The organism is Microbacterium sp. Au-Mic1, assembly GCF_021341785.1.
In the GTDB taxonomy this organism is placed as follows: domain Bacteria; phylum Actinomycetota; class Actinomycetes; order Actinomycetales; family Microbacteriaceae; genus Microbacterium.
In genome coordinates this window covers 1-12,817 of sequence record NZ_JAJTTF010000013.1, presented here as the reverse complement: position 1 = coordinate 12,817, position 12,817 = coordinate 1, and the positions used below count along the sequence as shown (strand labels likewise).

7 protein-coding genes are annotated in these 12,817 nt (G+C 70.8%); 6 read left to right on the top strand and 1 reads right to left on the bottom strand.

All coding sequences use genetic code 11. The annotated features are described in order from the left end of the window. Nucleotides 1-17: 17 nt before the first annotated feature. Nucleotides 18-590, top strand: a complete 573-nt coding sequence (locus LXM50_RS15770; RefSeq protein ID WP_233312424.1) for a DNA-3-methyladenine glycosylase I — start codon at nt 18-20, stop codon at nt 588-590. A 21-nt stretch (nt 591-611) separates the two neighbouring features. Here the strand turns inward: LXM50_RS15770 and LXM50_RS15765 are convergent, their stop codons facing one another. After that, nucleotides 612-1,166 carry a hypothetical protein gene (locus tag LXM50_RS15765; RefSeq protein WP_233312423.1) on the bottom strand — a complete coding sequence of 185 codons (555 nt, stop codon included), beginning with the start codon at nt 1,164-1,166 and terminating at the stop codon, nt 612-614. 185 nt (nt 1,167-1,351) lie between these two features. Between LXM50_RS15765 and LXM50_RS15760 the strand changes: the two genes are divergently transcribed. From LXM50_RS15760 to LXM50_RS15740, 5 genes are all read left to right on the top strand, one after another. Further along, nucleotides 1,352-7,435, top strand: a complete 6,084-nt coding sequence (locus LXM50_RS15760; RefSeq protein WP_233312422.1) for an Ig-like domain-containing protein — start codon at nt 1,352-1,354, stop codon at nt 7,433-7,435. Between the two features lie 61 nt (nt 7,436-7,496). Continuing rightward, nucleotides 7,497-8,468, top strand: a complete 972-nt coding sequence (locus tag LXM50_RS15755) for a MoxR family ATPase (RefSeq protein ID WP_233312421.1) — start codon at nt 7,497-7,499, stop codon at nt 8,466-8,468. Between the two features lie 74 nt (nt 8,469-8,542). Further along, complete coding sequence (locus LXM50_RS15750) at nt 8,543-9,793, top strand: DUF58 domain-containing protein (protein WP_233312420.1); 1,251 nt, start codon at nt 8,543-8,545, stop codon at nt 9,791-9,793. Next, nucleotides 9,790-12,285 (top strand): transglutaminase domain-containing protein, encoded by a 2,496-nt coding sequence (locus tag LXM50_RS15745; protein ID WP_233312419.1) that lies wholly within the window; start codon nt 9,790-9,792, stop codon nt 12,283-12,285. The genes LXM50_RS15750 and LXM50_RS15745 overlap by 4 nt, the downstream gene beginning before the upstream one ends. Beyond that, nucleotides 12,282-12,817, top strand: a 536-nt coding sequence (locus LXM50_RS15740) for an RDD family protein (protein ID WP_233312418.1), incomplete at its 3' end; no start/stop codon positions are given. The genes LXM50_RS15745 and LXM50_RS15740, both read left to right, overlap by 4 nt.

The window sequence follows — 12,817 nt, the reverse complement described above, 5'->3', positions numbered from 1 at the left end:
GCGCCTACCCTGGATCCATGACGATCCCCCTCGCCGATGACGACCGTCCGCGCTGCGCCTGGGCGGGGGACGATCCCGAGTACCGTCGCTACCACGACGAGGAGTGGGGCCGGCCGCTGCACGGCGACCGTGCGCTGTTCGAGAAGATGGCGCTGGAGGGGTTCCAGGCGGGATTGAGCTGGATCACGATCCTGCGCAAGCGCCCGCGATTCCGCGAGGTGTTCGCGGGCTTCGAGCCCGACGTGGTCGCGGAGTTCGGCGAGGACGACATCGCCCGGCTCATGGCCGACGCCGGCATCATCCGCAATCGCGCGAAGATCGAGGCGACGATCGGCAACGCCGCGCTCGTGCGGGAGATGGCCGACGGCGAGCTCGACGCGCTGATGTGGTCGTTCGCCCCGGCGGCGGGCATCGGTGCGCGCCCGCGGACCATGTCCGAGGTCCCCGCGGTGACCGCCGAGTCCGAGGCGATGAGCAAGGCTCTGCGCAAGCGGGGATTCCGCTTCGTCGGCCCCACGACGATGTACGCGCTCATGCAGTCCGCCGGCATGGTCGACGACCACCTCGAGGGGTGCTGGCGCGCGGCGTGAGAGCCGCGGGCGCTGTCGGCGTCAGGACGCCGGATCCGCTGGCGCGGAGCCGGGATCCGCTGCCGCATCCGGCTTGCGGAACGCCTGGCGCATGTGGTCGCTGGTGAGGAAGTCGGCGACACCGATCATGATGAGGCTGAACACGATCTGCTCGGTCACCATCCACGCCGGATACAACCCGGGGATCGCGGCCATCACGAGGGTGATGACGGGGAAGATCTGCGCGAACAGCCGCAGCCGCTGATACGCCCAGCGCCACCCCAGTGCCGCGCGCCACGCGAAGTAGAAGAGCGTGACCGTCATCGCGAGCACGATCAGCGCGCGCATCCACACAGCGAACGGCACGGCGGTGATCGAGCCGGCCTGCACCGCGATGACGACGGCGACGACCACCGCGGCGATGCCGATCAGCAGCTCCACGGCGAGCAGCCAGAACACCCAGCGGAACGCACGGACCGTGCGGTGGTGGTCGCGGTCCGATTCGACGATCTTCTCGTGCGCGTTGCGGCCGCCGGCGAGACGGTCCACGCGCAGCAGCAGCGGCTCAACACGGCGCAGCACGGGGTCGAGGAACATGCTCCTGAGAGTACGGCCATGGCCTGTGCGGACGGCCGGTTCCTGGCCCGTCCGCAGGGAAATCGATCGAAGGGTGGATGGGGATTCCTCCCCATCGCGGCTCCCAGGATCGCGACATACACTCTTACAGTCCCCTGGCAAATGCGCATGGGACAGCTGTGTGAGGCATCCGGGGGGAATTCGTGGTGAAGTCGTTCGCGTGGTTGCGGATGCGACCGAAGACCCTCGCGTCCGCTGCCGGCGTCACCGCCGCGGCCGTCGCCGTCACCGGGATGGCCCTCGCCTACGAGGGCAACCCGACCGCCGAGGTCGACCTGCACGACGGCGGCGTCTGGCTCACCAAGACGTCCAGCCTGATGGTCGGACACTTCAACAACGAGTCCCGCGTGCTGGACGGCGGTCTGCGCACCGGCGGCGAGAACTACGACGTACTGCAGTCCGGCGGCACCGTGCTCGTCGACGACCGCTCGGCCTCCACCCTGACCAGCGTGGATCCGGCGCGCGTCGTGCTCAGCGACGCCGTGCTCATCCCCGGCGGCGCGAAGTCGGCGCTCGGCGGCACCACTGTCGCGATCCTCGATCCCAAGGAGGGCAAGCTCTGGGTGCGCGCGGCCTCGTCCCTGAGCGGGTTCAAGCCCGCGGGTACGAAGCCCTCCGCCACCCTCGGCGCCGGAGCCGACGTCACGGTGGGCAAGGACGGCACCGTCTACGCCGTCTCCGCCAAGGACCGCAGCATCGTCACCGTGCACGTGGACGGGCAGGGCGACCCGCAGCCGCCGTCCACCGAGAAGATCGAACTCGCGGAGAACGCCAAGCCCACGATCACCGTCGTCGGCACGACCCCCGTCGTGCTCGACGCCGACGCGAAGACCGTGTTCGCGGCCGGGCATCGCACCGAGCTCAGCGGCTCCGAGGTGAAGAACCTCGACGCGGCCGTGCTGCAGCAGCCGTCGGCGGAGAACGGCTCCGCTGTCCTGGCGACCGCCGATGCCCTGATCTCCGTGCCGCTGGACGGATCCGCGCCCTCGGCGCAGGAGGCCGGCGGCACCGGCGCCCCCGCGGCGCCCGTCTTCCTGAACGGCTGCACCTACGGCGCCTGGGGCGGATCCGCGAAGTTCCTCCGCGACTGCATCGGATCCGGCAATGACCTGAAGTCCTCGATCGAGGGCGCCGAGAGCAGCACCACCCTCGTGTTCCGGGTCAACCGCGACGTGGTCGTGCTCAACGACACCGCGAGCGGCGCGGCGTGGATGGCCACCGACAACCTGCAGCGCGTGGACAACTGGCAGGACATCGTGCCGCCCGAGGGTGACACCGAGAAGCAGGACGAGACCAGCGACGACCAGGTCGAGACGACGCTGCCCAAGCGCACCTCCGAGAACACCCCGCCCATCGCGCACGACGACGAGTTCGGGGTGCGTCCCGGCCGCACCACGATGCTGCCCGTGCTCGACAACGACACCGACGCCGACGGCGACGTGCTGGTCGCATCGCTCGCGCAGGAGCAGCCGGCGCTCGGCGATGTGCAGCCCATCAACAACGGCGGCGCGCTGCAGATCGCGGTGGCGGACGACGCCACCGGATCCGCCTCGTTCCAGTACCAGGCCGACGACGGCCGCGGCGGCAAGGCCACCGCGAACGTCGCGGTCAGCGTGCACGACTGGAGCGTGAACGCCGCGCCGAAGCAGAAGCGCACGCCCGGCCTGCTCGTCGAGGCGGGCGGCGCCGTGAGCTACAACGCGCTGCCCGACTGGATCGACCCCGACGGGGACGACGTGTATCTGAAGGACGTCGAGGCGGCCCCGGGCGATGAGGTCGACTTCACCCCCGACGGCCAGCTCACCTACCGCGCGGTCGCCAGCCTGCCCGGCCGCAAGGAGATCCGGATCCAGGTCGCCGATGCGATGGGCGAGCTCACGAGCGGTGTCATCCGTCTCGATATCCGTCCGGCCGGCACCACGGCGCCGAAGACCAACGCCGACCACTATCAGACCCGTGCCGGCGAGCAGGTCACCGTGTCGCCGCTGCGGAACGACTCCAGTTCCGGCAAGGAGCCGCTGCGTCTCACCCGGGTGGACGAGACCCCGGGCGCCGTGATCACACCGAACTTCGGCGAGGGCACCTTCACGTTCCAGGCCGAGCTGCCCGGCACCTATTACATGCAGTACCTCGTGAGCGCGGGGCCGAACGCCGTGCCGGGCCTCGTCCGCGTGGACGTGCTGGACAAGTCCGCCGAGGCGGCGCCGCCGATCGCGGTGCGCGACGTGGCGCTGCTGCCGAGCGGCGGCGACGTGCTGGTGGGCGTGCTGAACAACGACGAGGACCCCGCCGGCGGCATCCTCGTCGTGCAGTCGGTCACCGTGCCGCCGCACAGCGGCGTGGCGGTGTCGGTGCTCAACCATGAGACGCTGCGGATCACGGATCAGGGCAACCTCGACCAGGAGGTGCGGATCAAGTACCGCATCTCGAACGGATCCAAGTCCGCCGACGGCGACGTGATCGTGATCCCGATCCCGGCGCCCGCCAAACTGGACCCGCCGACCGCGAACGACGACACGGCCGTCGTCCGTGCGGGTGACGTCGTGACGATCCCCGTGCTGGACAACGACAAGCACGCGCCCGGCACGACCCTGCACGTGGCGCCGAAGCTGATCGACCCCCTGGTGGACCCGAAGTTCGGTGAGGCGTTCGTCTCGCAGGACACCGTGCGGTTCCGTGCCGGGGACACTCCGCGCACCGTCTACGCGACGTACGAGGCGGTGGACTCGAACGGGCAGAAGGCCGCCGGGTACATCACGATCCAGATCCTGCCGGTGGACGAGAAGACCAACACCGCGCCCCGTCCGCACGATCTCACCGTGCGCGCGTTGAGCGGCACCAGCGTGCGCATCGCGGTGCCGCTGGACGGGCTGGACGCCGAGGGCGACTCGGTCGAGCTGGTGGGCCTCGACTCCGCGCCGAAGCAGGGCCAGGTCACCGAGGTCGGCGCCAACTTCCTGACGTACCAGGCGTTCGACAAGGCCAGCGGCATCGACACCTTCACGTACAAGGTGCGCGACCGGCTCGGCAAGGAGGCGACCGCGACGGTCCGGGTCGGCATCGCCCCCGGGGCCAACATCAACCAGGCGCCGTACGCGGTCAAGGACTCGATCGTCATGCGGCCCGGTCGCACGGTCGCCGTCGCGGTGCTGACGAACGACTCGGATCCGGACGGCGACACGATCGGCCTCGTCAAGAACGGGATCGAGGTTCCCCCGGGGGTCGACGGGCTCAAGGCCACCGTCTCCGGTGACCGCGTGCTCATCACGGCGCCGAACAAGCCCGTGCAGACCTCGGTGCAGTACACCGTGGCCGACTCGAAGGGTGCGACGGCCACGGCGCCGGTGCAGATCACGGTCGCCGAAGACGTCCCGCTCGTGGCGCCGATCGCACGCGACGACCGCATCCAGGCCTCCGACGTGAAGGGGGAGAGCCTGCAGGTCGAGGTGCCGGTGCTGGACAACGACGAGGATCCGGACGGCACGGTCGATGCTCTGAAGCTCGGCGTCTCCGACCCCAGCGCGAAGGTGCTGCCCGATCGCAAGATCCAGGTCACGGTCACGGAGCAGCGCCAGCTGGTGCAGTACTCGGTCACCGATCAGGACGATCAGACCGCCTCGGCGTTCATCTTCGTGCCCGCGCTCTCCGAGCTCGCGCCGACTCTCCGCTCGACCAAGCCGGTCGAGGTGAAGAGCGGCGAGACCATCGACATCCCGCTCTCGAAGTACGTCGCCGTCGCCGGCGGCGGAGAGGTGCGGATCACCGAGGCCGGCAAGGTCAGCGCCGTCAACAGCAACGGGTCCCCGCTGCTGAAGGACGAGCACACCCTCGTGTACACCTCGAAGCAGGGCTACTTCGGCGACGACGCGCTCACCTTCGAGGTGACCGACGGCACCGGACCCGACGACCCCAAGGGGCGCAAGAGCACGCTGAGCCTGCCGATCACGGTGCTGCCGCCGGACAACCAGCCGCCGGCGTTCACGAACGCGCAGGTGTCGGTCGCGCCGGGCGAGGAGGCGCAGAAGGTCGACCTCGCGGCGCTGACGAAGGATCCGGATCCGGGCGACGCGAAGAAGATCAGCTACAAGATCACCGGCCAGCCGGAGAACGGCATCAAGGCCAGCCTGGACGGCTCGACGCTGAAGGTCGAGGCGGATTCGTCGACTCCCAAGGGCAGCGGCTCCACGGTGCAGCTGAGCATCACCGATGGCAAGACGGATCCCGTCTCCGGCACGGTCGCCGTGACGGTCGCCGCGTCCACGCGACCGCTCGCGGTCGCGAACGAGGACACGGTGCCGCAGGCGGACCAGGGCAAGGCCGTGACCATCCCCGTGCTGGAGAACGACGTCAACCCGTTCCCGGACAAGCCGCTGAAGATCCGCTCCGTGAGCGTGCAGACCGGAGACGCGAACGCGTCCGTGCAGGGCGACAAGATCGTGGTCACGCCCGACGGCAAGTTCGTCGGGCAGGTCGTGGCGACCTACCGGGTGCAGGACGCGACGAAGGATCCGGATCGCGAGGTCGACGGCCGCATCGTCGTCACGGTGCAGGGCGTGCCCGATGCACCGGGAGCCCCGCAGGTGACCAGCGTGCAGGACCGCACCGTGGTGCTGAACTGGAGCCCGCCGTCGAACAACGGCGCCGAGATCAGCGGCTACACCGTGCGCGCGACGAGCGGCGGCAGCTACACCAAGCCGTGCACGTCGACGACGTGCACGCTGGACGGGCTGACCAACAACGTCGAGTACACGTTCGCGGTGACCGCCACGAACCGGGTGGGCGAGGGCAAGCCGTCGCCGACGTCGGCCGTCGCACGCCCCGACGCGCGTCCGGACACCCCGAACCCGCCGACCCTGAAGTTCGGCGACAAGTCGCTGGACGTGTCGTGGACCACGCCGACGACGCCCGGATCCCCGGTGTCGTCGTACAACCTGGAGATCTCGCCCGCCCCGCCCAGCGGAGTGGCGACGAAGACCGGCGTCACCGGCAACAGCCTGAAGTGGGACGGTCTGGAGAACGGCGCGAACTACCAGGTGCGCGTGCAGGCGGTGAACCGCGCCCCCGAGCCCTCCAGCTGGTCGGGCTGGTCCGCCTCGGAGATCCCGGCCGGCCCGCCGACCGCGCCCGGCACCCCGCAGGCGCAGAGCGCGCCGTCGGTCGGCAGCCAGTCCCAGATGTCGGTTTCGTGGGGCAAGTCCGAGCCCAACGGCGACGCGGTCTCCAGCTATGAGCTGCAGGTGCTCCGCGGCGGGTCTCTCGTCAACACCGTCACCGTGCCCGGCACGCAGACTTCTCAGACGGTGGTGGTCGACAACTCGACCTCGAACTACACCTTCCAGGTGCGCGGCAAGAACAAGGCGGGTTCCGGAGCATGGTCTGCGGTATCGAACGCGCAGCGCGCGTTCGGGCAGCCGGGTGCGGTGACGATCACCTCCGCCAAGGAGGGTGACAACAACATCGCCGTGACGTACTCGCTTGCCGGGACGAACGGTGCCGGCGACTCCGAGATCCACTACGAGTACTCGACCGGCGGCGGCTGGAACCGCAACTGGGACGGGACGAACGTCCCGGCTGCGAACAACGGCACCTACACGGTGTCGGTGCGCGCGTACTCCGTGGTCGGCGGGCAGGAGTCTCAGCCGGGTACCGCGGGCTCGAAGGGTGGTCTGCAGCCGTATGGCCCGGTGGGAACTCCGGGCGCCCGGGCCGTCAACAACGGCCAGAGCGTGACGCTGAGCTGGTCCGCCCCGGCGCGGAACGGACGCGATGTCTCCATCAAGATCAACGTCGACGGCAACGGCTGGGAGTCGGCGGGCGACAGCGGTTCGCGCACCGTGGGCAACGGCTACGACCAGACGCACTCGATCAAGGTTCAGGCCTTCGACACGGCGGGGCAGTCCTCGGGCATCGCCGCCGATCAGGCCAAGACCAACAGCCCGCCGCCGCCTCGCGTATGGGTGACGCAGGGCGCCGCCGCCGGCAGCGGCTGCGTGAACGGCTGCCGTCTGATGGTCGTGAACTGGCAGAACCTGAACATCGGCAACTACACCGTGACCTGCCACTCCAGCGTCGACGGCCAGATCGGCGGCAACCACACCGTCAACTTCAACGGCTCCGGCAGCCAGCAGCTCTCCTGCTGGAAGGGCCGCGACGGTGTGGACGTCTGGGTCGACATCGTCGGCTGGGGCGGCGGCGTGGACACCGAGAAGAGCTTCTGGCCGAAACCGTAGCCGGGCTCGGTCCCGGCCACGCAGCACTGCAGACGAACACAGATCAGAGGAACGACAAGAGATGACGATGACCCCCGAACAGGCGGCCTGGTTCCAGGGCACCTTCACCCGCCTCGCCGACAATGTCGATCGGGCGGTGCAGGGCAAGCGCGACGTGGTGAGCCTGGTGCTCGCCTCGATGCTGGCGGAGGGCCACGTGCTCCTGGAGGACGCCCCCGGCACGGGCAAGACGAGCCTCGCCAAGGCGCTCGCCGCCACCGTGCAGGGCACCAGCACCCGGATCCAGTTCACGCCCGACCTGCTGCCCTCGGATGTGACGGGCGTGACGATCTACGACCAGAACACGCACACCTTCGAGTTCCACCGCGGTCCGGTCTTCGCCTCGATCGTGCTCGCGGACGAGATCAACCGCGCCTCGCCGAAGACGCAGTCGGCGCTGCTCGAGGTGATGGAGGAGTCGCGCGTCACGGTCGACGGCGTCGCGCACGAGGCGGGCCGCCCGTTCCTCGTCATCGCGACGCAGAACCCGATCGAGCAGGCGGGCACCTACAAGCTGCCCGAGGCGCAGTTGGACCGCTTCCTCATCAAGACCTCGATCGGCTATCCCGACCTCGACGTCACCGCATCGATCCTCGCGGGAGCCGCCGACCGCAACCCCTCGTCCAAGCTCTCGCCGGTCATCACGACGAGCGCGGTCGCCGACATGGCCGACCTCGCCGCCGCGGTGCATGTGGAGCCGGCCGTGCTGCGCTACATCGCCGAACTCGTCGAGGCGACCCGCGCCGACACCGCGATCCGCCTCGGCGTCTCGGTGCGCGGCGCCCTGGCGATGGTCCGCATCGCGAAGGTGTGGGCGGCCGCGCACGGACGTCACTACGTGCTGCCCGACGACGTGAAGGCGCTCGCCCGCCCGGTGTGGCTGCACCGGCTGCTGCTCGACCCCGAGGCCGAGTTCGCAGGCACCACCGCCGAGACCGTCATCGCCCGCGTGGTGGAGAAGATCGCCGCTCCTCAGGCGCGCGCCGCCGCCTGAGCGGTCCCCTCCGGATCCCTCCGCGCGAACCCCGCGCACGGACACGCAACCGACCTGACCCCGAAAGAGCATTCATGACCACGACCGCCCAGGCGCGCGGCACCGACCGCGAGGCCGGCTGGCGCGACATCGCCGCACTGGTGATCGCGCGCATCGGCGCGCGGCTGCGCCTGATCGCGTCCGCGGTGCGGCCCCTGGCCTGGGTACTCGGGGCGATCGCGCTGGGATGCCTCATGATCGCCCTGCCACTGGGCTGGATCGAGGTCGTCGTGATCGCGCTGGTGATCGCCGTGGTGCTCGCCCTGTGCGCCGTGTTCCTGATCGGGCGCACCGCCTACGACGTCACCCTCGACCTCGCCCGCACCCGGGTCGTCGTCGGGGAGCGCGCGGTGGGGGCGCTCACCCTCGCGAACCGCGGCTCGCGGGCGATCCTGCCCTCCCGCGTCGTGCTGCCGGTGGGCGCAGGGCGCGGCGAGTTCGGCATCAAGCGGCTGGCCCCGGGCGAGGAAGCGGAGGAGCTCTTCGCGATCCCCACCCACCGTCGGGGCGTCGTCTCAGTCGGACCCGTCAGCGTCGTGCGCGGTGACCCGCTCGGGCTCTTCGAGCGCGCGCATCGACGGGACGAACCGATCGACCTGTTCGTGCATCCGCGCACGATCGTGTTCGACGGGCAGTCGCTCGGATTCCTGCGCGACCTCGAGGGCCTTCCGGCCTCGGATCTGTCCCGCGACGACGTCTCCTTCCACGCGCTGAACGAGTACCAGCCCGGCGACGATCTGCGCCGCGTGCACTGGCGCTCCTCCGCTCGCACCGGGGTGCTCATGGTGCGGCAGTACGAGGAGACCCGTCGCTCCCACTTCGTGATCGGGTTGAGCCGCAACGCAGTCGAGTACGCCGAGCCAGATGAGTTCGAGCTGGCGATCTCGCTGGCCGGATCCATCGGCCTGCGCGCGATCCGCGACTCGCAGCACGTCGACCTGCGCGTGCAGGGACGAGCTCTGCCGTCGAGCACGGGCAAGCAGCTGCTCGACTCGCTCGCCGGCGTCGAGGAGGGGCGTGCCAAGGACGGCGGACTGGCGACGCTGGCCGGCACGGTCGCCGCGCACATGCCGTTGTCCAGCGTGGTGGTGCTCGTCGGCGGCAGCCGCACCTCCCCGGAGGAGCTGCGCGCCGCATGCGCCCGGCTGCCGTTCGGCTCGCGCGTGCTCGCCATCGTCGCCGACCTCGGTGAGGCGCCTTCGCTGCGCCGCATCGGCGAGGCCGACGTGATCACCGTGGGGGCGCTCGAGCAGCTGCCCCTCGCCCTCGGGAAGGTGCTCGCATGACCGCGCCCGCAGAGACCCGCTCCGGCCGGCGGGTGAAGGCCCCGAAGGAGGCCCAGGCTCCGAAGGCGCCGCGCGCCCGGCTCTCGCCGCGCCGCGTGCTGATCGACCTCGTCGCGGTCGCCCTGCTCATCGGGGTCGGCATTGTGGGCTGGTGGCCCTCCTTCGCCGGCGGTTCCTACCTGCCCGCCGCGATCGGCGGCCTGGTGCTCGGTCTCGGCGTCGCGCTGCTCTGCGCCTGGCGCGGATGGGGCATTCTGCCCACCGCCGGGCTCACGCTGCTCGGGTACTTCCTCTTCGGGGGCGCGCTCGCCCTCCCGCAGACGACGCTGCTCGGCGTCGTGCCCACCGGCGAGACCCTCGGCGCACTGTCGGCCGGCGCCGTCACGAGCTGGAAGGCGATGCTCACCACGGTCGCCCCCGTCGCGGTCGGCGACGGCTATGCGCTGGTGCCGTTCCTGTCCGCCCTCGTGGCGAGCGTGGTCGCCGGCGCGCTCGCGCTGCGGCTGCGCCGGGTCGCGTGGGCGCTCATCCCCGCCGCGCTGCACCTCATGCTCGTGATCGCGATGGGCGTGCCGGATCCGGCGGCCCCGATCGCGCAGGGCGTCGTGTTCGCGCTCGTCGCCGTGGCCTGGCTCGCCCTGCGGGGGATCGGCGAGAGCGCCGACGCGGCCGTGTCGGTCGCGGCCGACGGATCCCACTCCTCCGCGCTGCGCCGCCGTCGCATCCTGGCCGGCACCGCCGTGCTCGTCGTGGCGGGACTGGCCGGCACCGGCGTCGCCGCCGCGACCACGCTCGCGGAGCCCCGGCACGTGTTCCGGGACGTGGTGCTGCCGCCCTTCGACGTGCACCAGTACGCCAGCCCGCTGCAGTCGTACCGCGGGTACGTGAAGGACCACCGCAAGGACACCCTGTTCACGGTGAAAGGGCTGCCGGAGGGCGCCAGGATCCGGGTCGGCACGATGGACGCGTACAACGGCGTCGTCTACGACGTGTCGGACAAGGGCATAGGCTCGTCCGGCGCCTTCAGTCCGATCCGCGACAACATGTCGGCCGACGCGAGCGGATCTCCGGCGACGCTGGACGTAACGATGGATCAGTACACCGGGGTCTGGGTGCCCGACGCGGGCGAGGTGAGCAGCATCACGTTCGCCGGATCCGACGCCGACGCGCTGCGTCGCGGCACCTTCTACAACGAGTCCACCGGCACAGCCGTCGCGACGACGAAGCTGAAGAAGGGCGACACGTACACCGTCGACACGACGATCCCGAAGACCTGGACCGACAAGCAGCTCGAGGGCCTCGACTTCGGGACGGTCGCCATTCCGAAGCAGGCGGAGGCGCCCGAGAAGCTCGCCGCGCTCGCCTCGGACACGGTGGCCGACGCGAAGACCCCGATCGCCCAGGTGCGGGCGCTGGTCAAGAAGTTCTCCGAGGAGGGCTTCTTCAGCCACGGTCTGGACGGCGAGGCGCTGAGCCGTGCCGGCCACACCGAGGAGCGCATCTCCACGCTGATCGGCGGAGAGCAGATGATCGGCGACGATGAGCAGTACGCCGTCGCGATGGCGCTCGCGGCGCGCTCGCTGGGGATCCCGGTCCGCGTCGTGATGGGCTTCTACCCCGACAAGGGCCAGAAGGGCACGTTCTCCGCCAACGGCGACAACCTGCATGCCTGGGTCGAGGTGAACTTCGAGAAGGCGGGCTGGGTGGCCTTCGACCCGACTCCGCCGAAGGACAAGGTCCCGCAGGACCAGATCACCAAGCCGAAGGTCGTGCCCAAGCCGCAGGTGCTGCAGCCGCCGCCCCCGCCGCAGGCGCCGGTGGACCTCCCGCCGAGCGTGCCGGACCAGCGCGGCAACCAGGACGGGCCGGACAACCTGTGGAGCATCCTCGGCACGATCCTGGCGATCGGCGGTGGCGTGCTGGTGGTGCTCGCCATCCTCGCCGCGCCCTTCATCGTGATCGGCGCGTGGAAGGCCGCCCGCCGGCGCCGGCGTCGTGCGGCGGCGCTCGCCGCCGACCGCATCAGCGGCGGCTGGGACGAGCTCACCGACCGTGCCGTGGATTACGGGGCCCGCATCCCCGCGGGGGGCACCAGGGCCGAGGAGGCCCAGACGGTGGCGACGGCCCTCACCGTGCCCGCCGTGACCGCTCTGGCCGACCATGCCGACGCGCAGGTGTTCGGCCCGACCGAGCCCACGGCGGAGGACGTGGATGCGTTCTGGCGCGAGGTCGACGGCATCGTCGCGGGGCTGGGCAGCCAGTCCAGCTGGCGGCGGCGCATGCTCGCACGCCTCAGCCTGCGCTCGCTGCTCGGCGACTCGCGCCTGTCCGCGGGAGTGCAGGGTCTGCGCGACGCGGCGGCCGAGCGCATCCGGCGTCCCGGCAGCGGCTCTGGCGCCGCGGGCGGCGCAACTGGCACGATCGAGAGCACTGCAGCCAAGACGGGCGGCACCCGAACCGCACGCCCCGGATCCGAGAGCGAGACTCCATGACGAACGCCCCGAGCGGGGCAGGTGCGGCCGCCGCGCCTGTCGCACCGATCCCGCGGCGCGCGATCGCCTACGTGATCGATGCCGCGATCGCGTCGCTGCTGGTCGGCATCGGCGTGGTGACATCGTCGGTCGTCGCCGCGGCGACCGCAGACGGCCAGGGCCTGTCCGCGACATTCGCCGCGATGGCGGTGGGTCTCGGCCTCACCGGCCTGGTGGCCCTCGCGTGGTTGCTCGTCTACAGCTTCCTGCAGGGATCCGGCGGATCCGTCGGCATGCGCATCATGAAGCTGCGGCTCGTGCGCGACGGTGGCGAAGCGCCCCTGGGGCTCGGCCGGGCGCTGCTGCGCAACATCGTGTTCGGGCTGAGCGCGGCGATCGTCGTCGGCTACTTCACGCCGCTGTTCGACGGATCCGGTCGGTTCCAGGGCTGGCACGATCGCGCCGCCGGTGCACTCATGCGCGACGTCCGGGGTCTGTCGGCTCCGATGCCCGCGGCGGGCGCCCCGGCCGCGACTCCGGTTGCGCCGCCCGC

Excerpts from the sequence above, each read along its gene's own strand:
- LXM50_RS15770 (WP_233312424.1), top strand. The coding sequence starts at position 18 with ATGACGATCCCCCTCGCCGATGACGACCGTCCGCGCTGCGCCTGGGCG.
- LXM50_RS15765 (WP_233312423.1), bottom strand. The coding sequence starts at position 1,166 with ATGTTCCTCGACCCCGTGCTGCGCCGTGTTGAGCCGCTGCTGCTGCGC.
- LXM50_RS15755 (WP_233312421.1), top strand. The coding sequence starts at position 7,497 with ATGACGATGACCCCCGAACAGGCGGCCTGGTTCCAGGGCACCTTCACC.
- LXM50_RS15750 (WP_233312420.1), top strand. The coding sequence starts at position 8,543 with ATGACCACGACCGCCCAGGCGCGCGGCACCGACCGCGAGGCCGGCTGG.
- LXM50_RS15745 (WP_233312419.1), top strand. The coding sequence starts at position 9,790 with ATGACCGCGCCCGCAGAGACCCGCTCCGGCCGGCGGGTGAAGGCCCCG.